Origin of the sequence: Nonomuraea sp. NPDC049684, from assembly GCF_044465345.1 — a bacterium.
Classification (GTDB): domain Bacteria; phylum Actinomycetota; class Actinomycetes; order Streptosporangiales; family Streptosporangiaceae; genus Nonomuraea.
In genome coordinates this window covers 1,156,919-1,180,109 of record NZ_JBITLO010000001.1, presented here as the reverse complement: position 1 = coordinate 1,180,109, position 23,191 = coordinate 1,156,919, and the positions used below count along the sequence as shown (strand labels likewise).

Sequence of the window (23,191 nt, the reverse complement as noted above, 5' to 3'; positions counted from 1 at the left end):
TATAACAACAACATCATCCGGCTCGAAAGAGATCATCAGTGATGTCGTTCACCGGTGCCCCCGATCATCACAGCCTTCTCGCCGAGCGCTGAGACCTCCTCCCGCCGCACCCAGGCGCGGTACACGCCGCGCTCGATCCGTTCCAGGCCGAGCCCGGCCGCGTGCGACGCGTTCCCGCCGGTGTACTCGACGAGCAGCTCCGCCTCCCGTTCCGCGAGCACCAGGAAGGAGGCGCCGCGCCACTCGCAGACGGTCGTCACGTGCCAGATGGCCGCGCAGCCGGCCGCGGGAACCGCGCGTACGAACCGGCCGGGCGCCGCCTCCTCGAAACCGTCCGCGGGGACCGGGGCGTACAGGCGCATGAACAGCCGGCCGTCGACGAGCTCGGCCGACGCCTCGTAGTCCGTCCCGTCCCAGCGGGCTCGGTACGACTCCCCGTTCACCGGTCCGCCACCATCAGCCAGCGGCCGTGGTCGGCGTCGTACCTCGCCTGGACGCGCTCCTGGCCGTCGGACCCCAGCTCCACGATCTCTGCGCCGTGCGGCAGGCCGACGCCGTCGACCTTGTACTCCCTGATGGTCTCGGCGGCGTTCGGCACCAGGCCCATGCCGACGAACGGCGGCTCCTCGATCACCCAGCCGGCCACCGCCGTCCGGCCCCGCTCGTCGACGCCGCCGTAGGGGGTGCGGTAGAGCTCCACCCCGATCGCCGGCCAGCGCAACAGGTTGACCGCGCCCTCCGCGGTCAGCGCGTCCTCCTGGAGCAGCGCGTCGGCGAGCACCGAAGGGGTCGCGATGTGGGCGACGTCGAGCGCGTGATGGCAGTAGCCGGAGATCCGCGGCCGCTCGCTCTCCAGCAGCTCCTGGAGCTGTGCCACCTCCAGCAGCTTCTGCATGATCGGGAGGCCGCTGTCCGGCTCCGCTGCCAGGTCCTGCTCCAGCGTGGGCACCGCCAGTCTGGCGACCGTGCCCGGTTCGAGCAGGAACGACGGCTCCAGACCCGGATTGACGGCCAGGCCCCAGCGAGGATCGGGCCAGCCGGCCGCCAGCTCGACCAGCGACAGGATCCGGAAATGCCGAACGCCGCCGTCCGTCGCCTCGCGCATCGCCTCCGCCGAGGTGTACACCGCCACCCACACCCGATCGGCGCCGGGGAACGTCGGCCAGGTGATCGGCTCCTCGCCCCTGGCGGCGGCCTGGCTGACCGGGCAGGCGAAGTCGGCGTACCGCAGCAGCGCGAGACAGGTGGTCAGGTCGTGCCGGCCGTGCGCCTCCTGGAGCCGCTCCTCGAACGCGGTCGGTGCCTGCATGGCGACACCCTAGTGGGTTGATCGGCTTCCCTGTAGGTTGCGCGTGTGACGGATCGGCCGATTGCCCGCACCCGCGACGAGGCTCTCGTGTACCTCGACCTCAACCCGTGCCAGTGCGGCTCGGTGGAGACCGAGTGGGACAGCGGCGTGGTCAGCGTCGAAGGCTCGCTGGCCAAGTGCTACTCGGGTGCCTGCGACGACTGCGGCGCGGCGCGGGAGTACCTGTTCTCGCTGCCCCGACGCGAGGTCATGCCGGCCGGCTGGCCGACGTTCGGCGGCGCGGAGCCGTCGGAGCTGCTCGACGCCGGGGAGTGGATGTGGCTCGCCGATCTCACGGCCGGCAACGTCCCCGACGACCCGGAGGACGGCCGCCGGGCGCTGTCGATGGCGCGCGCGGCCGTGGAAGAAGTGCTCAAGTTCATCCCCGAAGGGCAGGACGACGTCCCCGCGACGGCCTTCTGGTCCGCCCGCGGACGGGAGGTACGCGCCGCCGAGCCTCCCAGGTTCCGCCGCGACCGCCTGATGGTCGTCCGGGACACCTACCGCGACCTCGCCGACCGCTGAACCTGTGCTCGCCACGGCGGTCAGGGCGTGTCCTGCCCCGCAGGGGGCAAGTGATCCTCATGTTCGGCGAGCGAACGACGGCGGTGGTCCCTCGGGCTGAGGTCGTAGGCGGTACGGAACGCGCGGCTGAACTCGGCGCCGTTCCTGAAGCCCCAGCGCACGCCGATCTCGCCGATCGGATCGTCCCTCAGCCGCGGGTCGGCCAGGTCGGCGTGACAACGTTCGAGCCGGCGCCGGCGAATGGTGGCGCTGACGGTCTCGTGCCGCTGCTCGAACAGCGCGTGCAGGGTGCGTACGGAGATGTGGTGGTGCGCGGCGATGCTCGACGGCCCCAGATCGGGGTCGCCGAGATGCTGGTCGATGAAGGCGTCGATGCGCGCGGCCAGGATCCGGTGTCGGCTCTCGCTCGGCAGTTGGCGGTCGGCGTCGAGGCGTCCGGACAGGAAGGCGGCGGCCAGGTCCACGCCGATGGTGCCGAGACGTGGCAGCTCGGCGGGGTGGCAGCCGCTCGCGTGTTCGAGCAGGCCGGTGAGGTAGCGGGCCAGCATCGCCCCTGAGCCGGTGGCCGCCGGGAGCCTGGTGGCCAGCAACCGCTCCATCTGGCCGCGGGTCAGCGGCAACGCGTCGCGCGGCAGGAACAGGAGCGTCACCCGGGTCGGCCGGTCCGTGCCGAGGAATTCGGTCGTGTACGGGGAGGAGGTGTCGAACAAGCCCATGTCGCCGGCCTGTAACAGAGACTCGTTGCCCTGCTGCCGCAGCCTGTTCGCGTTGTTGTGCACCAGGAACAGCTCATAACCCTCGGGATCGTGCCGGCTGATGTGGGCCGGCGTGCGCCGGCCCTCCAGCGGCGACATCGTGAAGTCGCCCACGCGCACGCGCGACAGGTCGATGGACTGCACCCGGCCGTGGAAGTCCTCGGCGTGCTCGCTGGACAGTGCTGTCGGGACGACCTCGTGCGCCGCGATATGCGCCCACCACTCCAGGCGATCCTTCCTCGGGATCGCATCGGTGGAGAGGGAGACCACCGGGCTCGCTTTGACTGTTCGGTGGATCCAGGAACTCCGGTACGGGTGATCGCACACCGCGTCTACGCTGTCGGCCACCGTCCAAGGGTCCACAACCCCGTCCCCGGCCGCAAGGGAGCGCGTCGAACTCTAGTGACCGCAGCCAGACCACGAGTACATGATCAGGCCAGCGATGCTTGCACGCCACAGGATCTGCGTGCAAGCGGTATGAATCGTCCCGGGTTCGGTGGAGACTTGATCTCTTGAGAGGATCGAGTCCATGCCAGGTAAGTCTCCCTATCCCGCCGAGCTGCGCCGTCGAGCGGTGCGGATGGTCGCCGAAGTACGGCCGGATTACCCGACCGAGTGGGCCACGATCAACGCGGTCGCGACCAAGCTCGGCATCGGCACTGCGGAGACATTGCAATCAACCGCTGAGGTCTCCATCAAATTCGGGGCGATTCACGTAGACCATGCATCAGAAGATGAATATGGAAAAGGTGAAGCATCATGAGCATGCCTGACCCAGGCCGCTGCTCCCTCAGGAAGCCGAGAGATCTCGCAGCTACTGTAATTGCTTCCGTCTCCCGGGTCACCGGAGCTCGCGTACGTTGAGGCGAAGCCTCTCAGAGCAAGGACCCGGGCGGACGTCGTTATCGGTAGGCGCAGCGTCGCCGTTATGTGGATCAGCCGCGACGAGCGCTTCGGCGGCCCTTTTCGGGAAGTGCGTTGTCTCGCTCTTTGTTTTGTGTGCAAAACAAAGAGCGAGACAAATATCGGTTCTTGCTCAGGACTCGTTGAACTGTGCGAGGATGGCCGCGGCGAGGCGGCGCTCGTCCTCTCCCATGGCTGAAGCCTGCTGAATTAGAGCTCGGGCGCGCCCAGTCAGAGATTTGTCAATCTCCACACTGATGGAGACCAGATCCATGCAGTGCATGCGTTCGCTCCTGCTCCCGCTCTCCATTATTTCACTGTAGAGGGGGAGCCCTCGCAGTACCTCTCGTTGGACCTCAGGTGCAAGGTTACGGTCACTGCCAAGCGGGTCTACGCCTCCCCCTAGCTGAACTAGCAGCTCCAGGACGTGCTGCCGGCTGACATCGTTTGCGGTGAGTAGTCCTTGGACCAGGCACGCCGTCACGTCGGTGGCGCCCGGCTGCAATGCTCCGTTGACGACGACGACGGAATCGATCTGCCAGTAAAACCTCTCAATCTCTGCCTCATCCTCCGAATGGATGAGCCGGTAGATCACTTCGCCCATGTCGACGCCGAGCGGAGCAAAGCCGCTCCAGTCGCGCCATTCCAGCTCCCAACGCATGTGCGTCATCCTACCGTGGAATGTCAGAGAGGAAGGTGGTGGCTGGGTCGGTGAATGGCGCGCGGCCATAGGTTGCCTCGCAGAATCCGCAGACAGGGATGGCTCGATAGGGGCCGCTACCGCCTGTCGGGCGATACGCTCGCGTGAACCGGATCAGATCCTTGTTTCCGCCGAGATTGCGAACGGCGCAGGTTTCTGCGCATTCCTGGAGCAGTTTGGAGCTGTGCCCGACAGTAACTTCGCCGGTCTTGATGTTGTAAGCACCTACGACGGTGGCGGGCCGTTCTCTGCTACTCAATTGGCCCAGGCGTGCGAGTTCGCTTTCCAGCGACTGATTCGCTCTCCCGAGGAGTACCTGATCCTGAGTAAGCCCTGATCCGACGATCGGATTGCTCACTTGACCGGTAATCTTTGCCGTCTGTCCTGCGAGGGTCCCAGTGGTTCCGATGCCCATGGTTGCCACGCCGGTCGCGACTGTGCCGGCACCCTTGCCAACGGCGCCCGCATAGCTGTCGCCGTCGATGGGATAGGTGGTGTCGACCCAGTCGTAATAGTCGCCCCCATGTCCAGTGAAGAGCATGACTGCCGGGTCTAGAAGGATTCCGAAGGCGGACATGATCGAGTTGTTCATGCCGTTGATCAGGTTCTGCTGCATCGACTGGCTGCCGTAAGGCACATAGTCGGCGCTAGGTGGCCTGATGACGATCTGAGGCTTGATCACCGGGGTGTAGCTCGTCCCGGTCGATCGGCTTGCACTCGTCCCTGTGCTGGCGACTGGCTTGTAGCCGCTGCCTGCCGGGTTGCTGCTGGTGGTGTAGCTGCCGTCGGTCTTGGTTCCGGTGATCTTGTTGCCGTGGCTGTCGGCGCAGCCACCGCCTACGGAGCCGTAGGCGCAGTCGTCAGGGCGCAGGCCTGTCGGGTCACTCCAGGTGCTGGGGTTGTTGTTGGCATAGGCGTAGCCATGAAGCTGCTGTGGATTGGTCAGATCCATGACAGGGTCCACGCTGATGAACCGGCCGATGAGCGGGTCGTATTCGCGGGCGCCCAGGTGGGTCAGGCCAGTGCTGTCGCTGATCCCGCTACCGAGGAAACCGTGGTCACCGGGCCATGCGCCGGATGAGCCACGCAGGCCACCGAACGGGAGAGTGCGGCGGATCGCCGTGATCTGGGTAGCGCCATTGACGGCCAATTGGCCGGTGCCCTGATGATCAGGGGCGATGAACGACACCGTGCTGCCCACGCGGACGGCGATGGTCTGGCCGGCGGTGCTGTAGTAGCGGGTGCCGGAGACCACTGTGGTCTTCTTCAGTTCCATCCCGTTGGGGAGGTACAGGGTGACGGTGGTGCCGTCGCGGCGGATGAGCCGGCTGCCGTTGGCGTCGTAGAGGTAGGTGCTGGTCTTGGTCCCGTCGGTGACCTTCTCCAGACGTCCTTCGGTGTCCCAGGTGAGTGTCTGGGTGGTGGCGCCGATCTTGCGGGTGGTGGTGTTGCCGGTGGCGTCGTAGCCGAAGCTGTCCGTACGCGCTCCGGCGGCGCCGGTCTGCTGGATCGACGACAGGCGGTGCTGGCCCTGCCCTGGGGCGGGATAGGTGTAGGTGCGGACGGTGTCGGCGGCGCCGCCGACACCGTGCTGGACCTCCTTGGTCCGGTTGCCGGTGGCGTCGTAGGCGTAGGACTGCCAGTACGGCTGGATGCCGCCGACCACGCCTGCGGCCGGGCTGGCCGAACAGGAGGTGTCGCCCTCGGTCCACGCGTCGGTCAGACGGCGCAGGTAGTCGTAGGTGAAGCACTGGGTGTCGGTGCCGGACTTGGACACGTCCGCGATGGAGGTGATGTTGCCCGACGGGTCGTAGCCGTAGGTGGCGGAGCGGTCCACGCCGGTCTGGTTCTCGCGCTCGACGCGGGAGTCGGCCAGGCGTTGGGTGCCGTATTCGTAGCCGTAGGTGAACCAGGAACGCTTGCCCGCCGTGGTGCCCACCTCGTACTGGCCCAGCTTGCCGGTCAGGCCGTAGGTGGTGGCCGAGACGTAGGTGTTCAGGTTCGACGTCAGCGTGGTGGGACGAGCCAGGTCGTCGTAGCCGTAGACCACCGTTTCGGCAGCCAGACCACCGGCGGAGGGATAGCCGACGGATTGGACGGTGCCGTCCAGGTTGTAGCTGGTGCCGAACTGGTAGGCGCCGGCGAGTGTGCCCTCCGTCGTCGGGATGGTCACCGTGGATCGGATCGCGCGGCCCATCTTGTCGTACTCGGCCACCGCCTGCGTGTAGGGCTGGCCCCCGGAGTAGCGAGTAGAGGAGGTGACGGCGCCCTTGCGCAGGGTGTCGTAGACGAACTGGGTCAGCAACGTCCCGGTGGCCGAGCCGTCGCGGGTCTCGGTGACACGGTCGAGGTTGTCGTAACCGGTCCAGACGCTCTTGCCGCGGGCGTCAGTGGTCGTGACGACGCGGTCGAGGTCGTCGTAGGCGGTCTTGGTGACGCCCTTGTCGGGGTCGGAGGACTCGATCTTGCGACCACGCTGGTCGTAGGTGTACGTCCAGACGTTGCCCGAACCGTCGGTCACCTTGGCCAGGAGACCTGTCTGGCCGAAGCCGTACTTGATCGCGTCGTAGTCTCCGGTCGGTGCGCCGCCCTTGTACTGGCGGATCTCAGCGGTCCGGCCGCGTCCGTCGGTGATCGTGGTCGTGGGAGTGGCACCCGCGGGCGGATCCACGTGGACGCGGTCGCCGCCGTAGCCGGTGGTGGTGCGCCACTTCTCCTGGCCGACGCCGTTGCCGGTCAGCAGCTTCTCAGCGGTGACACGTCCCAGGCCGTCGTACTCGTAGGCGACCTGCGACTCCACACCGTCGGTCACCTTGAACAGCGACGGTTCGGGCACACCGGTGGCGTAGTAGGCGGCGTAGGTGCGCTCGACCTTGCCCAGGTAGTTGTAGAAGGTGTCGGTCAGCAACCGGCCGCCGTTGGCGCCGGGGACCTGGGTCTGGCGCGGGCGCAGCAGGCCGTCCATCAGGGTGTAGGACCACGGCAGGTAGGCGCCGTTCTTGCCGATGCTGCGAGTGCCGACCGCGACGATCGCCCCGGCTTTGATCGTGTAGGCGTACTCCGTGTTGGCGCCCTGTCCGGCGGACTTGGGGTTGTTGGGCAACCAGACGCCGGTCAGCCGGCCGAGCCCGTCGTAGGTCATATCGGTCCTGGAACCAGCGGTGTCAATCTTCACGATCGGCAGATTCCAGGCGCTGTCCAGCTCGGTCGTGCTGGTGAGTGCCGTTGTCGCGTCACCGGCCTTGGCGGGCGGAGTGGTGATCTTGATCGAGGCTGGCAGGCCAGAAGTGGGAGTGTATGCGGTGATGGTGCTGCGGCCGGCAGCGTCGGTGCTGGTCAGAGGCCGGCCGTAGGAGTCGTAGGTGGTGGTTGCCGCGGGGAGGTAGGTGGCCGTGGTGCCGTTGTGCGAGGCCAGCTTCTCGACCTTGGTGGCCTGGCCCTTGGAGGGGGCCGCGCCTAGGGCGCCGTTGTCGAAGTAGGTGCGGACGTCGGAGACGACCTGCTTGGTCCTGTCCGGCGTGGCAGTACAGCCGACTGCGACGATCTCTTCCCGGGAGACGTAATTGATCAGCCAGTCACGGGTGTTGGCCGCGGCATAGGTGACGCGGTTGCACTGGTCATCGGCCGGATCGGCGACGTCGCCCTTGTCGTCGGACTGGGTCCGCAGGCCGTAAGTGGTCTCGTAGGTGTGGTCCACCCGGGTCTCGCGGAAGCCGCCGCCCTCAAGCGCCGTCCACGCACGAGCGCTGCTGACGCCGGTCAGGGACGCGGTGACCGTGCCCCACGTGCGAGTTCGGCTGGCACTCTGGTGCCGCCAAGGCGTGTTGACCGTCTTGGACACGACCGCGCCACCGGGTTTGTCATACGCCGTGGTCTTGAGCAGGAACCCTTCCAGACCTTCGGAGTCGGTGTGGGTGCCGCCCTCGCCGTCGGACACCGTAACCGTCTTGGTCTCGCCGGTGCCCTTGTCGGCCAGGTCGCCGTGCATGCCGCGCAGGTACAGCGAGGTCTGCTCGGTCTTCATCCCGACTTCGGGGCCGCCTCCGCTGCGGGAGGTGACCTTGCCGTAGCCGCGCCACTGCGACCAGGTCTTGTACTTCTCCTTGGTCAGGCCGTCGTCGTCGTCGAAGTGCCAAGCCGCGCCGCCCTCGTAGGCGTAGGTGGTGACCATGTCCGGGGATTGGGCGGTACGGTCGGAGACGATGACCTTGGTGGCCACGTACTTGTGGAACCAGTCCCGGACGGGGTTCGCGGTGCCGCCCGGCTCCCAGAACACCGGGAAGCAGCGCTTGGTGTTGTTCGAGGGGGCGGGCAGGCTGCCGAGGGTGCATTCGGGCGCGCTGTAGGTGACGTCGATCTGACCGCCGGACTCGTCATAGATCGTGCCGAGGCGGTACTTGATGAACGGCGGGATGTCGTCGCCCTGTTCGTCCAGCCGGTTCATGAGCTGGACGTGGTTGAAGGTGACCGGCGGCAGCGTGACCGGCGTGCCGGTGGCCAGCCCGGTGTGCTGGACCGACTTCAGCAGCAGGTCGCGGTCGGAGTCCGCCTCGCCCCACAGGTGATCCATGGCCCAGGAGTCAACGGGCCGGTAGGAGCCGTCGCTCTTGAGGATGCTGGTGGTGACCTTGGTCAGCCGCTTGCGGGTGAAGAACGCCGGGGAGAGGACTTGCTCGCACTCGCCGTCGGCGTTCTTGCACTGCTGATCCCAGGGCACGTCCGGCCACTGCTGCGGCTGGTTGTCGATCTTGTCCGGGGCGCAGTCGAAGCCCGCGTCCGGGATACAGCGCTCGGCCACCTCGAAGTCGACCTTGCCCAGCGGCTTGGAGGAGTAGACGGCGTCGGCGCGCAGACCGTAGTCGATGTGGTCGAGCCAGGAGCCGCGGTCGTAGGGGGTGTCGTCCTCCTTGAGGTTGCGGCCGTAGTGGTTGCCCTCCACCTCGTAGTAGTACGCCATCGCGTTGCCGGACGGGTCCACGACGTAGTCGAGGTTCCAGCGGTAGGCCTGCTGGCACCAGGAGTCGGCGAAGCTGCCGCCGTGGCAGGGCTCGCCGGAGTTGTTGCCGAACACGGGAACGGTCAGGGCCGACTTGGTGGCGCCGCTGCCGTTCCAGCCGGGCAGGCGGTTCAGGCCGAAGTAGTACTGGGTGCCGTCGGTGGTGGTGACCCGCCAGTGCTCGCCGTTGTCGTCGCCGTTGACGGTGTTGAACAGGTGCTCGATGCGAGTGCCGTCGTCGTTCTTGAACTTCCAGACGTCCGAGCCGGGTCCGGTCTGGATCAGCTCGCCGCCCTTGCCGTTCCAGCTGATGGTGGCGTTCGGGTACGCCCAGCACAGGTCGCCTGGCTTCTCCAGGTCGGTGCCCTCGCCGTCGTCCTGACATGGTTTGTAGCTGCGCTCGATGAACCCGGGCGACAGCTCGAAGCCCTCACCCACCCAGGACGGCTGGGCGTTGGTGTTGGAGGTGCGGCCGTCCACGCTCGACGAAGAGTAGGAAATGGCCAGGTTCGGGGTCAGGTCGCCGGGCACGGGAGGTACACGCATGGGGTATGCCCAGGCGAAGTCGCCCGAGTTGCCGCCTGCGTTCCAGGTGGCCGAGGCCGACAGCGAGGTCGCCTTGTAGTCGCCCTGGCTGCCCGACGGGCCGGCGGTGGCCGCCAGCACCATGGGCTCGCTCGCCGCGAGTGTCTGGCCGCTCGGCTGCAGCGCCCTTCCACCGGCGGACGACGTCTCGACCGGCGCGGGTGCTCCTGGGAGTGTGACCTGGCCGGTGACGGTGTCGGTGCGGGGGTTGTTGGCGGACTTGATCGGGGTGGCCTTGCGGCACTCCGGCTTGTCCGGGGTGGTCAGCGCGCAGGCGGGCAGTTGGACCAGGCGCAGGCGAGAGCCGTACGAGCCGCCGTACGCCTGGGCGAACGACGAGTAGTCCAGCGCCACCTGGGCCTGCCCGGTTCCGCCCGACAGGCTGAAGAGCGGCCCGTCGAGGCCGGCGCGCTGCGATGCGGCCCTGTCGTGCAATTCGACCTTGACCTTGCCGGTCGCTGCGGGAGCCGCGCTGTTGGCGGTGCTCTTGGCGGAAGGCGGCGCGGGCGGGGTCAGCCGGATCGGGAAGGCCGTCTTCTCCGTCGGGGCGTTCAGGTCGGTTTCCACCACCGCGGCGGCGGGCCAGGCGATCTTGTGAGGGATGGAGCTGCTCTGGGCGGCCGGGTCGGGCTTGCGGTCACGTACGACCACCGGTCCGCCCTTGGCGACGCGGTCGTGGCTGGTGACCTTCGGGCGTTCGGTGTTCACTTGAGCTGTGGCCGGTAGGGCCTGCAACGTGGTCAGGCTGACCCCGGTGATCGCGAGCATCGCGATCCTCCGGGTCCAGCGGCCTCGTCTGTGCGGCAGCGTGCTGCCCACGAGTACCTCCTATGGGGGAACAAGGACACGACGGATTCCGGCAGGCGGGTGCCTGCCGGAATCCGTGGGTGATCAGGAGTTGGCGAGGAGGGTGATCTCTTCGGCGGTGAGTGCGCCCTGGTAGGCGTGGACTTCGTCGAGCGCGCCGGGGAAGGCGTTGCCGTAGCTGCCGCTGACGAACCTGGTGCGGCCGATCTGCAGGGCGCCGCCGCCGTTCCACGGGGTGTCGTGGGTGGCCGATCCCTGCAGCGTGCCGTTGACGTACAGGCTGACCTTCTTGCTGGTCGGGTCGTAGACGCCGGCCAGATGGGTCCACGTGCCGATGGCCGGCGCGGCTGTGGAGACGGCGGTGCGGGCGGCGGCGGTCGAGGTGTCGTTCGCCCTGATCCGCATGATCCAGCGCTGGGTGGCCTGCTCGTAGCCCAGGTAGAACGCGCTGCCTCCGCCGCTGTCCTGGGAGACGGCGGCGTGGTTGGCGGTGGCGCTGTCCAGCTTGACCCAGGCCGTCACCGAGAAGGCCCGGTCGGTCCGTACGGGAGCGGTCGAGCTGGCGTAGGCGCCGCCGGCCAGTTGGGCGGCGCAGCTTCCGCGTACGTCCTCCACCCAGCTCGCGGTGCTGTTGAGCGTGGCGTCGTGGCCCTTGCCGGAGTAGTCGTAGACGGTGGTGCCGTCGCACTCGTCGAAGGTGAGCAGCAGTTCGGGCGCGGTGGGCGGATATGTAGTGATCTCGGTGCTGTTGGCGAGGGTCTGGATCTGGCTCTCGCTCGCGATGCCGGTGAAGGCCCAGGTGTCGTCGAGCTGGCCGGGCCAGTACTCGCCGTACGCGCCGCCGGTCTTCGTCCGGCCGAGCTGCAGGCCCTTGGCGGCGCTGAAGGCCACCGTGTTGTCGCGGACCGACACCGACTCCTCGAGCTGGCCGTTCACGTACAGCCGCAGCTGGTCGGCGAACGCGTCGTAGACCACCGCGAGGTGGTCCCAGGTGGAATTGGTCTGGAAGCGGGGGTGGCGCGCGGTCTGGGACACCGCGCCGGTGGCGTCCTTGTCCGGCACGTCGATCTGCCAGGCGCCCTGGTTGGCCGGATCGGCCGGGTCGGGCACGTAACGCAGGGTGAAGGCGCTGTTGACGTTGCCTTCCTCGCTCAGCACGGCGACCGGCTTCTGCGGGCGTCCCGCCGTGCTCGCCCAAGTGGCGACGGTGAAGCTTTCACCGGTGTTGACGACCGGCGCGGCGGTGGCGGCGTAGCCGCTGGTCCCGTTCAGCGTCAGGGCGCCGGTGCCGACGGCGACGTTCGCCGTGCTGATCGAGGCGCCGCCGCCCAGAGTGAGGTTACGGGCCTTGCCGCTGTCGTCGCCGGAGACGGCGGGGGTGCCGGAGGCGGAGTTCAGCTTCCAGCGGGCGGCCACGGTGGGGTGCGTGGTGAACAGGTCACGCGCTTCGGTACCGGTGACCACGCGGTCGTACAGGCGCACGTCGTCGATGGAGCCGCCGAACAGGGTACCGGGGCCGCCGCTGTAGGCGCCCGAGCCGATGAACACCGGGCCGGTCGCGTTCCAGCCGGAGGTGAAGGCGGTGCTTTCGGTGAGGGTGCCGTTGACGTACAGGCGGAGCTGTCCGGCGGTGGCGTCGTAGACGCCGACCAGGTGCTGCCATTCGCCGCCCTGCGGGGCGGCGGCGCTGTTGACGCGGACGCCAGTGGCGGTGCTGGTGTCGGTGGTGGTGCGCATGAAGCTCCACCGGTCATAGCCGGGCGAGTAGAACAGGTCGAAGCCGGACTTGACCGCGCCGGCCTGGGCCATCACGTTCATCTGCTTGCCGGGCTTGGACGTGGCCAGACGCACCCAGGCGGCGATCGAGAAGCTCTTGCCGGTGTCGAGGGCCGGGCCTGCGGTCTTGGCGTAGACGCTGGTGCCGTCCAGGTCGAGGGCGGTGCCGTCGGCGCCGGGGATGCCGAGGGTGGCGTTGCCCGTGAGCGTGGCCGGGATCTGACCGGACAGGGTGGTGGAGCCGCCCGGGTCGTCCATGTTCCACTCGGCCTTGGCCGGGGTGCCGGCCTTGACGCGGAACAGGTACTGGGCCACGGCGCTGGCGTTGCCGGCCGCGTCCAATGCCTTGACCCGCAGGAAGTTCACGCCCGCCGTGGACGGCATGACGCTGACCGTGACCGGGCCGCCGCCGGTGGTGGTGCGCTCGAAGGCCGACGACGGGTCGGTGTTGAGCCCGATCTGGTACTTCACCACGTCGGTGGCGTCGGTGTCGATGGTGAAGTCGCCGTACCTGCCGACGCCGTCGAGCCAGGGGTCGTCCGGGTTGTCCGGGTCGGATTCCGGATAGGCGGTCGAGGTGATGGTCGGGGCGGTGGGGGCGGCGGTGTCGTACAGGAAGGTGCAGAAGACGGCGCCTGTGCCTTCGCTGCTGTAGGCGCTGTAGGTGGTGCCGTCGTAGGAGCGGGCGTCCCAGGAGAGCGTCTTGCCCTGCGGCGGGTTGAGCGTGGCAGGGATCGTCATCTGGAACTGGGAGCCGGACGCCTTGGCGTCGGTCAGCGGCGAGGTCCACTTCAGCGCGCCGTCCCAGAACAGCCGGAACTGGCCGCGGACCTTGGCGGCGTCCTCGGTGTCGGCGTCGCGCAGGGTCGCGTACAGGACCGGCAGCTTCTGCAGCTTCGGGCCGTTCGGCGACACACAGGCGCCACCCGGGTTCATGCTCAGGTCGGCGGGCTTGGGCTGCTGCGGCGGGGTGTTGTAGTTGACCCGCAGGTACGCGTCGTCGCCGAACCGCTTCCAGCCGATCATGTCGCTCTCGTTGGCGGCGCGCAGGCCGAAGGCCATCCGCGACTGCCCGGCCGCCAGGGCCTTGGTCAGACCGGCCTTGGCGTCGAACTCGACGTTCTTGGCCGGGCAGGTGGCGTCGTGGCCGTAGGCCACGTCACGCGAGTCGAGCTGCTGCCGCCACCATCCGGACGTCTTCTGCTTGTCCCAGTCCAGCGCGTCGGCGAAGTTGTCGGTCCACCACAGCTGGACAGACCGGCCCTCGCACGAGGCCGACCAGACCTCCTTGGCCTGGAACTCGGCCGAGATGACGGTCTTGCCGGCGTACGCGCCGATCGGCATCTCGTAGTGCAGGCGCTTGACGTGGTTGCTGCCGCAGCGCGAGTCGAGGCTGGTGCTGCAGTAGCCCATGCCCTCGTCGTTCTTGCCCTTGAACTTGTAGTAGGACGTGGACGGGAAGGCGCTGGTGGTCATCGCCCACTCGTTGGCCTGCTCGGTCTTGAACACCGGGTCGATGTAGACGGGGAAGGTGGTGTTCGCGCCGGTCAGCAGGCTCTGGTCGGGCACCAGTGACAGGTTGTCCTGGGTGACCTGGACGCCGAGCTCGGCCACCTTGGCGCCCTCGCCCGGGCCCTCGGCGGAGCTGACCTGGCCGGGTGCCGCCGGAGCGGCCTTGAGCGTACGGGCCGTCGCGGCCTGGGCGGGCGCCGAGTCCCACATCAACGGGGTGGGCGCCCGGAATACGCCGGCTCCCGAGGCCGTGTCGACCGCCGACACCGCGCCGGTGTCGTCCTTCCTGGTGGTCAGCCCTTTACCGGACAGGCTGTAGCTGAGCTGGGACAGCGCGGGGTTCGCGGCTGCCTCGCGGGTCTTGACGACCAGGACGTGGGAGAAGCCGTCCACGTCGGCGCGTGCTCGCAGGTCCACGCCGGGCAGTACGTCGGCGTAGACGGCGGTGTCGCCGTCCAGGGTCGGCGCCGGCAGCGTGTTGTTCCAGCCGAGCGCCAGTTCCCGGCCGGCCAGGCCCATCGTCGCCAGCGGCGCGTCGCCGCCGGTGGAGAAGCGCAGTTCGACGGTGGAGGCCACCGGGCCGATGGAGCCGTCGGCCTTCTTCTCCAGGCGGGCGTCGGTCCTGACCCAGCGGCCGGCCTGGCGCGTACGGACCGGACGCAGGTGTTCCACTGCGGTGTAGGTGCCGTCGCTGTTGGCGAACACCTCGCGGGACTCGCCACGGAAGGCGCCGATCTCGACGGGCTTGCCGGTCTTTCGGGCCAGCTTCAGCGCTGCGGCTTCGGTGGCCACCATGGTCTGCGTCGGGTCGGTCTCCGCATGGGCCGCGGAGGGGGCGACTGCCGCCAGATGCAGCTGAAGGAGGGCGAGCGTCAGCGCCCCCGTCAGCGCAGCGGATACACCGCGCGTATTGATCACTTAATTTCCAAACAAGAGCAAAGAGGACGTAAAGCGGCGATAAAATTAGCAGCTCAGAGGGCTGTCCTCGTGCCGCGAAACGTCGCGGTTATCGATCAAGAAACAGGCGGGAAGTCCTGTCTCGCCGATCGTTTCGGTGGGTCGGCATGCTTTTGATCGTGGTTGTCACAGATATGTCACAGTTGGGGGCTGGCCTGCAGGAAGCTGGCGAACACGATCACGTTGTCCGCGTAGCTGCGAGACGTGGTATCGAAGGCGCCGCCGCACGTGATGATGCGCAGAGCCGGATTCGACGTCGAGCCGTAAACCTGGGCGCTCGGAAACGTCGTTTTGGCGACCCTTTCGACTTGGTCGACGACGAACACGTCACGCCTGCCGTCCATATGGGCCACTGTGATCCGGTCCTGTGGCCGCAATTCCTTCAGGCGCGCGAAGACCGCCGGAGCGGTCCGGGTGTCCACGTGGCCGAGCAGGACGGCCGGGCCCACCTCGCCCGGTGACGGGCCGAGGCCGTACCAGCCCACCAGGTTCTCCTCGTCCAGAGGGGGCGGCTCGATCACCCCGCCGGCGTCCAGGCCGACCTGGACGATCGGCGCTGACACGCCGATCGCCTCGATGTCCAGCCGGGTGGGAGGGGCCACGGCCTCGGCTGGGGACGGTTGCGCCGTGGGTGGCGGAGGCGCGGGGATGACGACGTACTGCGGAGGCGGGGACGCCGACGCGGATGCGGCGTCGGCCAGAACCCGGTAGGTCATCGCCAGCGGGGTGCCGACCAGGACGATCACCCCGGCAATGATCATCACCCAGGAGAAGGCGTTCAGCCTCCAGCCTGGCGTCCCAGAGGCGGGCGACGAAGGACAGGCCGCCGGTCGGCTTGTCTTCGCGGCAGCGAGGAAGACCAGCCACGACTGCTCCGAGTGCCGGTCAGAGTCCATGCACGCGCCTGCGCCTCAACTCCCAGCCGATGCCGATCGCCAGCAGCAGCGCGACGCCGCCGCCCGCCACGTACGGGAGAGGATCCGGCGCGGCCAGGCCGCCGCCGCCGGTCGGCGCGCCACCCACGGGAGTGACGATGGCGCCGCCCTGATCGGTGTCCGTCGGTTCGGCGGTGACCGTCACGGTAGGCGTGGGGGTCGGGGTGGGCGTACTCGACGGCGTGGCGGTGGTTGCGGCTTCCGTTCCCTTGACAGTGATGGAACCTAGGGCGGGGGCCGCGGCGTCGGCGGTGCACGCCGTCTCCTGGGCGATGCCGTCGCGGGTGATGATCAGGGAGATGTCACCGGGGACGACGCTCAGCATGCCGGCCTGACGGGGCGTGTAGGTGCCCTTCATGGCGCCGCTGTACAGAGACTGGCCCTTGTTGATCGCGGCGCTGTTGGCCGGCGAGGTGGTGGTGACGGTGGTGGCGGGATCGGCCGATGCGGCGGCACCACTCGTGGCGCTGGGCGTCGGCGTGGTGCCGGCCGACGTAGGGCCGGTCGGAGAGACGGTGGAGATCTTCAAGGTGCCCTTCTGCACCACCGCGCCTGCGGGCAAGGCGTCCGGGGCTAGCAGCCCTGTGTCGACGGACCAGTCCAGGTTGAGGTTCTGTCCGACAGCTGCGGTGGCCGGAAGGGTCGCCCGGACCTGGACCTGCGCGGGCGCGTCCGTGCCCAGGGGCGATTTGCAGATGTAGGTGACGGCCGTGTCAGCGCCGGCCGGAGTGACGCCGAAGCCGAGGACGGCGGCGAAGGCGACGATCGGTGGCGTGATCCATCGGGAGAGCATGAACATCCTTTGCGGAGAGGAAGCAGTGAGGGAGAAGTCAGTGGGCCCGGTGCTGCCCGATGTGCGCCTCGCGGCGCGGGCGCGTGATCCTGGTACGCGCCTCGACCAGCACCAGTCCGCACAGCACGGCCACGATCAGGACGATCGCGGGAACGGCCAGCAACATGTCCCGCCATCCCATCCCGGGGCGTGGCGAGGGAGCGCTGACCAGTCGCACCGCCTGTTGGACCGGGGGAGAGGAGGACGGTGCCGGCGACAGTGTCGGCGTGCTCGGCGGAGCCACCTGGGGCAACGTCACCTCGGGCGTCGGCGTCCCCAGGCCAGGCGTTTCGGCCGGGATTGGTGGCAAGCCTGCCGCAGGGGGTTGGCTGACGGGGGCGGGCAGCGGAGCTGTGGTCACGGTGACCGTGGGCGCCGGCGTTGGTGGCTTGACCGTCTTGGTGATGGTGGGTGCTGGGCTCGGCCTGGCGGGTGGTGTGACGGTGACGGTCACGGTGGGAGCCGGCCTGGGGGAGTTCGAATCGTCCTCTACCGTTCCCCAGTCGGGTTCGACCGTCCCCGGCTGCGGGTCCGCATTGGCCGTGCCTGGGAACATGCTCAGGAGCAGTACGGCCGCCAGGATCAGGATCCTTCTCACGCGACTACTGGCGTCGACGTCAGCCTGCAGGGGCAGGTGATCGGAGTGGGCACGGGACGAGGACCTTACGAGTCGGCGAAGGGCGGCCCGAGTAGATTAAGGCAAAGATTTGCCCATGATTGTCCTGTTTGATGTCAAAAAGAGAACCTTTGGGTAGATCTTCTTGGTCCCACTCGCTGCTGCTGATCACATAGAGCCGCACCTGCCGACTAGGCATGGAGCGTGTTCCCGACGGACTTGCCGACGTTGGAATGCTGCCCAGGCGCTGGTGGCGATCGTTCGGTTACGCGGGGCCGGTAGTGAGGAGGACTTCCTCATCTGCGATGCGGTCATCGGTCAGCGGCTGGAAATTTTGGTTGCGTCATGATGGGCAAGTCGGAGGGCTCCCATCGGGTCGTCGCCGAGGTGGCAACCAGGCAGCCAGCGGGATTCAGGGTCTGCGCTCGGGTTCATGCGAAATCGGATCGCTTCGCCGCCGGCAATGTGCGACGGTCACTGCATGCCTCAACCGATCTTGCGTACCGAGCGTGTGTTGCTCGTCCCGCTCGCCGACCGGCACCTCGACCTGGAGGTTCGACTCGACTCCGATCCCGAGGTGCTTCGCTATCTCGCTGGACGGCCGCCGACCAGGGACGAGGTGGTAGCCGCTCATGCGCGGCGGATGGCCCTGACGGGCAAGGTGGACGGCTTGGGTTTCTGGATGGCCTTCGTCCGCGATGGCGGGGGGCGAGGTTCGACGCCACCGGAACGGGAGGAGGAGGGGGAGTTCATCGGACTCATGATGCTGCCACCGGCGCATGGTCCCGATCAGCCCGACGATCCCACCGTCTCGGATCTGGGGTATCGCCTCGTTCGCCGGTACTGGCGTCGAGGCTTGGCCAGCGAGGCGTCCCTGGCGCTTTTGCGGCACGCCTTCGACACGGTCGGGCAGAGTCGCGTGATCGCGCAGACCATGGCCGTCAACGCCGGATCCCGGGGGGTGATGCAGGCCATCGGCATGCGGTACGTGCGCACGTACTACCCGCAGTTCGACGATCCGCTACCAGGTACGCACCTGGGCGAGGTCGAGTACGAGATGACCCGCGCCATGTGGGAGAGGCTCCGCTGAGCCGGGGACCCCAGGTATCAAGGTCACCCCGCAGCGACCTGCGGTGATGCCCCTCGTTTGGGCCGTGTGGCACGTTTCTTACCGACACCCGAAGACGCTTACGCTCGCATGGAGCCACCGGCCGAGGGCAACATCGCGGACGCCGACGGCGAAGGACCTCGCACACCGAACACGGCGGTGAACGTCTGGCACCCCTGGAAGGCGTTCTCGCCCACGCGATGTGACGGGCGCATGTTGGCGTCGCGCTCGCCAGGCGCCCTCAGTCGAGCGCGGTCGATGAGGCGGCCGGTCGGCTTGCCCGGGATTCTGCACGAGCAGGGCGAGCGAGGTCAGCCTTCGGAGTATTGACTGCTTGGGCGCGACTCTGCTGCTGAGCGCAGCGATCAGCGCGGTCATGGCGGCGCCCGGCACGTGACCGACGTGTGTTCCCGGTCTCCGCCGCCCCCGCACTTCCTCGCCGACGCACAGGGTCCGGCCGGAAGCCGCGTCGGCGCGCTCCAACCTCACCGGACGCGAGCAGGTCTAAGAGACAGCTCGCGAGCAGGTCTAAGAGACAGCTGTTGTGTTGTGGCGGCCGTAGGTCAGACGCCGTAGGAGGACCTCCATCGGGCCTCGATGGCCTGTGCGGTGCAGCCAGTTCGCCAGGACGATCGAGACGGCGCCGACCGCGAGGGCGATGCCGAAGGCGGCGGCGAAGCCCACGTCGTCGGACAGGCCCAGCGTGAACGGGTAGAACAGGGCGAGGAACACCGCTGACTGGAACAGGTAGAAGGTCAGCGAGCGCTGGCCGAGGGCGACGAGGGCGGCGGTGAGGGGGCCGAGGCGCGATCGCGTCGCGATGAGCCCCATGAGGGCGGCCAGGCCGATGCCGCCGGCCTGGCCGGTGAGGGTGTGCGCGAGGACGGCGGCCCAGGGCGCGGGGGGCGTCCACGCGCCGGACAGCAGCAGGGCTCCTGGGAGTCGTCCGGCGAGCGCGATGCCGAGGCAGATCACGGTGACGCGGCGCAGCAGGGCCCGGTGCCGCTGGGGCTCGTCCAGGACGCGGCGGCGAGCCGCCCAGATGCCCAGCATCATGCCCGGCACGATGTCGATCGTGCCCAGGACCGTCTTCACCGGCCACATCTGGAGGCCGGACAGCAGGTGGGAGCCGAGGTCGGCCGGCATGATCCCGGCCCCCGCGACGTTCACGGCGCCGGCGAAGGCCAGCAGGATCGGCCCGGAGGTCACGAGCACCGCCGGGAGGAGGGTCAGGGCGGCCGTCCGGCACAACACCGAGTCCCGAGCCCGCACCAGCGGAACGAGCACCAGCAACGTCAGCCCGTACACCGCGATGATGTCCAGCGGCACGAGCACTCCATGCACGAAGCCGATGACGATCAGCCATCGGCTCCGGCGCCGCAAGAGCCTCCTGAGCGAGTCCCAGTCCCCGCCCTTCACCTGGTGCCGGTAGGCGAACTGGCCCAGCGCGTAGCCGAACATGAACACGAACATCGGCCGGGCCTGGTTGTGGGCGAGCAGATGATCGAGGAACGCGGCCACGCGGTCGAGCACCCCGAAGGCCGTGCCGGTGACGAACACCGGCGCGTGCGCCACCGCGATCGCCAGCAACATCACCCCCCGGGCCAGGTCCGGCGCCAGGGACCGGCCGGTCGTCGTCGTGACGGTCACGGCCTTCACCCGACCCGCTGCAGGGCACGCTCGCGGCGTGCCGCCACCGTCGAGCCGGACTCCCCGCGTGCCATCCGCCGCAGCACGACCGGCGCCACGAGCAGGCCGAACACCGCCCAGGCGCCCAGCACGCCGGCGGTCTCCAGGTGCCGCCACGACTCGCCGATCTCGACGGCGACCGCCGAGTCCGGCAGCAAGGCCGACCGCATGCCGAGGCCCATCCAGTAGATCGGGAAGATCTGGGCGATCCACTGCAGCCACTCGGGCAGCGAGGTGATCGGGTAGAAGATGCCGGAGATCCCGATCAGCGCGAGGAACGGAAGCTGGACCAGCCCCTGGGCACGGGCGCTGGTGAACACCGAGCCCAGCACCGCGCCGATCGGCAGGGTCGAGACCAGGCCGAGCGCCAGCACCCAGGCCAGGCCGGGCCAGGAACCCGGGCCGATCCGCAGGCCCTCGACGAGGAGCACGGCGGGCACGAGGAAGATCACCAGGTCGGCCAGCAGGCCGCCGGACACCGAGATCACCTTGCCGATCAGGTAGGCGGGCATCCCGTGCGGGGTCGCCTTGGCACGCAGCAGCGTGCCGTCCTCGCGGTCGGCGGTGAGCTGCTGGCTCATGCTGATCATGCCGGTCGCGGCGTTCATGCCGAGGATGCCGGGTAAGGCCAGGGCGCCGAGCAGGAGAGGGCCGGCCGGCAGGTCGCGGATGAAGAAGAGTGTGGCCACCATCAGGGCGGGCCACAGGAAGTGGGAGAACAGGTCGGCGCCGTTGGTGAACGACTGCCGCAGCTCGATCAGGCCCCGGGACCAGCCCGCGCGCAGTACGGTCGTGTTCATCGGGCCACCCCCTCGGCCTCGCGTACCAGCGCCAGGTACGTCTGTTCCAGCGAGGCCCGGTGGACCTCCAGTTCCTGGACGTGGTCGCCGTGGCGGGCGAACAGCTCGCGGGCGAACGTGGTCGAGTCGGGTGTCCTGTGGACGTATCGCCGCCCGTCGCGCACCCAGCGCACCTCGTCCTCGCCGGCGATCCGCCGCGCCAGCTCGGCGGCGGTGCCGTCGGCGACGATCCGGCCGCCGTTCAGCACGAGGATGCGGTCGGCCAGCTTCTCGGCCTCGTCCAGGTCATGGGTGGTGAGCAGGACGGTGGTCTCGCGGGCGTCGGCCAGGTCGCGTACGAGATCGTGGAAGTCGGACCTGGCCTGCGGGTCGAAGCCGGTGGTCGGCTCGTCGAGGAACAACATCTCCGGGCGCCCCACGAGGCCGATCGCCACGTCGAGCCTGCGCCGCTGGCCGCCCGACAGCGCCTTGAGCTTCTTGCCGGCGTGCTCGGTCAGGCCGACCCTCTCGATCAGCCCGTCGGGGTCCCAGGGCCGCGGGATCCCGGGGACGGCGTAGGGGGCGTAGTAGGTGCCGAGGTGGGCGAGGAACTCGCGTACCCGCCATTTGCCGTGGTCGCGCCAGGACTGCAGCACGATCCCGAGCCTGGCCCGCCACCGCTCGTCGCCGTGCGCGGGATCGGTGCCGAGCACCGAGACCCGGCCCTGCGACCGGGTGCGGAAGCCCTCCAGGATCTCGATCGTGGTGGTCTTGCCTGCGCCGTTCGGCCCCAGCAAGGCCAGAACCTCGCCGTGGCGGGCCTGGAACGTGACGTCGTGCAGGACGTCGAGCGAGCCGTAGCGCATGCGCAGCCCGTCGACGTCGAGAACGACGCCGCTACTCTTCGTCATGAGATGACCTCTCTTCGTGATCAGATGGCCTCGTGCCGGAGCGCATGCCGGCGGAAGCCCGGCACGAGGGTAGGACGCATCGCGGCCCGAACCGGGCCGGAGCGTGGGGGCAGGGGTGCTGGTTACCAGCTTTCGCGCAGGAGCGTCTCCTCGACGCGATCGATCAAGCCGGCCCGGTCGACACCGGCCAGGGCGAGCGCGCGTGGCACGGTGCCGACGTCGGCGCTCAGGACGCCGAGCAGCAGATGGGCGGGACGCAGGTCCTTCTTGCCCTTGGCGGCGGCGAAGCCACGTTCAAGCGCGAGCCGGGCGGAGGCGCCGGGCTTCGGATGATCCTTGGGGTCGCGGAACGGCCTCGGAAGGTCATGGGAGGCGAGGGGGAGCCCGACCGCGTCGAGGCTGTGCTCGAACTCCCGGTCCAGCGCATCCCTGATCGCCTGCCGCCCGAGCCCTGCCGCCGCCAGCACGCGGTGCGCGGCGGTGCCCTCGACGGCGGCGATGGCCAGCAGGAGGTGGTGGGCCTCGGTGGCGGCCGAGCCTTCCTCTCGCGCCTCGGCCGCTCCCCGCACGACGATGTCGTTGATGTAGTGGTCGATCGTGCTCACTGTCGTCTCCTCAGCGTCACGCCGGCGGCGATGAGCCGCTTGGCGTGCTTCTTGTGGACCGCCTGACGGGTGACGCCGAGCGCCTCGGCGACCTCCGGCCAGCCCCACCCGGCGCGCATGGCCTGCTCCACGGCGGCATCCTCGAGCTGGTCGGCCAGGCGTCGCAGCGCCACGACCGCCGCAAGCGCGTCCGCTGGACCCTGGGGTACGGGTACGTCTTCTGCCGGCATGCAAGCAACCCTAGTTGACTAATCTGCAGCAGTCAACCAAGGTTGCTTAAGCTGGCCCAGGGCTCGGTGAGGGCGCCGTCGTGGGCAATGACGGCGGCGGCCGACGGCTTGGAGAGGGGCGGACAGCGATGGCGTACTGATGGGTCGTCGATCAGCCCCAGCGTCGCCGCAGCACCGACGAACTGATCGCCCATCGGGCCGGCTCGGGCACCGAGATGTAGCCGCCCTCGGCGGTCTTGGTGTGGTCGTGGTCGTGGTTGTCGTCCGCGACAGCGCGTATTGGATCAGCGCCCCGCCGTCCTTGGGGTGCCTGACCACCTGACGGGGCCATCAGGCGAAGAGCTGGACGACGGTGGCCTTCTGGTCGAGAGTGGCGTGCGCATCGTGCTCGGCGTCGTTCAACAGGGGGCGACGGTCCCTGGGAATCCGCTGGTCGTCGAAACCCAGACAGGTCGTCGGCTCGTGTGTGCTGAAGACCAGACAGGGGCCCGTGGCCACAAGGGGCAACAGAGCTGTTGAGGATTTCTCCTGGCTCGTCCGCGTCGCGGCATTGGCCCCCGCCTGGATCGTGCCGCTGTTGACGCTCGTGTCCTTGCCGTACTGGAACTACGAGATCCTGTCC

General features: G+C 68.6%; 16 protein-coding genes and 1 pseudogene. 3 read left to right on the top strand and 14 right to left on the bottom strand.

Translation table 11 applies throughout. The features are described 5' to 3' along the window. Positions 1-35 precede the first annotated feature (35 nt). Positions 36-443: a hypothetical protein gene (locus ACIBST_RS05270; protein WP_397169295.1), complete on the bottom strand. Its 408-nt coding sequence runs from the start codon at positions 441-443 to the stop codon at positions 36-38. Beyond that, entirely contained in the window at positions 440-1,309 is an 870-nt protein-coding gene (locus tag ACIBST_RS05265; protein ID WP_397169294.1) for an SseB family protein, read from the bottom strand. The genes ACIBST_RS05270 and ACIBST_RS05265 overlap by 4 nt, the downstream gene beginning before the upstream one ends. Before the next feature lie 45 nt (positions 1,310-1,354). On the opposite strand from ACIBST_RS05265, the gene ACIBST_RS05260 reads away from it, so the two are divergent. After that, positions 1,355-1,873: a hypothetical protein gene (locus ACIBST_RS05260; protein WP_397169292.1), complete on the top strand. Its 519-nt coding sequence runs from the start codon at positions 1,355-1,357 to the stop codon at positions 1,871-1,873. A gap of 20 nt (positions 1,874-1,893) precedes the next feature. On the opposite strand, the gene ACIBST_RS05255 is transcribed toward ACIBST_RS05260, so the two are convergent. Next, the gene (locus ACIBST_RS05255; RefSeq protein ID WP_397169291.1) at positions 1,894-2,898 is read right to left on the bottom strand and encodes a helix-turn-helix domain-containing protein; all 1,005 of its coding nucleotides are present in this window, start codon (positions 2,896-2,898) and stop codon (positions 1,894-1,896) included. A 259-nt stretch (positions 2,899-3,157) separates the two neighbouring features. Here ACIBST_RS05255 and ACIBST_RS05250 point away from each other — a divergent pair. Continuing rightward, positions 3,158-3,307: pseudogene (locus ACIBST_RS05250) on the top strand (IS3 family transposase); the annotation flags it as partial. Between the two features lie 357 nt (positions 3,308-3,664). Here ACIBST_RS05250 and ACIBST_RS05245 read toward each other — a convergent pair. The 6 genes from ACIBST_RS05245 to ACIBST_RS05220 form a co-directional block, all read right to left on the bottom strand. Next, positions 3,665-4,192: a hypothetical protein gene (locus ACIBST_RS05245; protein WP_397169289.1), complete on the bottom strand. Its 528-nt coding sequence runs from the start codon at positions 4,190-4,192 to the stop codon at positions 3,665-3,667. A gap of 10 nt (positions 4,193-4,202) precedes the next feature. Further along, on the bottom strand, positions 4,203-10,631 hold the full coding sequence (locus ACIBST_RS05240) for an RHS repeat-associated core domain-containing protein (RefSeq protein WP_397169287.1): 6,429 nt from the start codon (positions 10,629-10,631) through the stop codon (positions 4,203-4,205). Between the two features lie 72 nt (positions 10,632-10,703). Further along, positions 10,704-14,702, bottom strand: a complete 3,999-nt coding sequence (locus ACIBST_RS05235) for a LamG domain-containing protein (protein WP_397169285.1) — start codon at positions 14,700-14,702, stop codon at positions 10,704-10,706. 299 nt (positions 14,703-15,001) lie between these two features. Beyond that, positions 15,002-15,610, bottom strand: coding sequence for a class F sortase (locus ACIBST_RS05230; RefSeq protein ID WP_397169283.1), 609 nt, complete (start codon positions 15,608-15,610; stop codon positions 15,002-15,004). Positions 15,611-15,749: 139 nt separating this feature from the next. Next, a complete protein-coding gene (locus tag ACIBST_RS05225) occupies positions 15,750-16,592 on the bottom strand; it encodes a hypothetical protein (protein ID WP_397169281.1) in 843 nt (280 codons plus the stop codon). A 37-nt stretch (positions 16,593-16,629) separates the two neighbouring features. Next, complete coding sequence (locus ACIBST_RS05220; RefSeq protein ID WP_397169280.1) at positions 16,630-16,758, bottom strand: hypothetical protein; 129 nt, start codon at positions 16,756-16,758, stop codon at positions 16,630-16,632. A gap of 970 nt (positions 16,759-17,728) precedes the next feature. Here ACIBST_RS05220 and ACIBST_RS05215 point away from each other — a divergent pair. Beyond that, positions 17,729-18,337: a GNAT family N-acetyltransferase gene (locus ACIBST_RS05215; protein ID WP_397169278.1), complete on the top strand. Its 609-nt coding sequence runs from the start codon at positions 17,729-17,731 to the stop codon at positions 18,335-18,337. Positions 18,338-18,883: 546 nt separating this feature from the next. Here the strand turns inward: ACIBST_RS05215 and ACIBST_RS05210 are convergent. From ACIBST_RS05210 to ACIBST_RS05190, 5 genes are all read right to left on the bottom strand, one after another. Next, positions 18,884-20,005, bottom strand: coding sequence for a DUF418 domain-containing protein (locus tag ACIBST_RS05210; RefSeq protein ID WP_397169276.1), 1,122 nt, complete (start codon positions 20,003-20,005; stop codon positions 18,884-18,886). A gap of 5 nt (positions 20,006-20,010) precedes the next feature. Further along, positions 20,011-20,844 carry an ABC transporter permease gene (locus tag ACIBST_RS05205; RefSeq protein ID WP_397169275.1) on the bottom strand — a complete coding sequence of 278 codons (834 nt, stop codon included), beginning with the start codon at positions 20,842-20,844 and terminating at the stop codon, positions 20,011-20,013. Beyond that, positions 20,841-21,734, bottom strand: coding sequence for an ABC transporter ATP-binding protein (locus tag ACIBST_RS05200; protein WP_397169273.1), 894 nt, complete (start codon positions 21,732-21,734; stop codon positions 20,841-20,843). The genes ACIBST_RS05205 and ACIBST_RS05200 overlap by 4 nt, the downstream gene beginning before the upstream one ends. 122 nt (positions 21,735-21,856) lie before the next feature. Further along, positions 21,857-22,339, bottom strand: coding sequence for a Clp protease N-terminal domain-containing protein (locus ACIBST_RS05195; protein WP_397169271.1), 483 nt, complete (start codon positions 22,337-22,339; stop codon positions 21,857-21,859). Further along, entirely contained in the window at positions 22,336-22,569 is a 234-nt protein-coding gene (locus ACIBST_RS05190; protein ID WP_397169269.1) for a hypothetical protein, read from the bottom strand. Before ACIBST_RS05190 ends, ACIBST_RS05195 begins: the two co-directional genes overlap by 4 nt. Between the last annotated feature and the right edge of the window lie 622 nt (positions 22,570-23,191).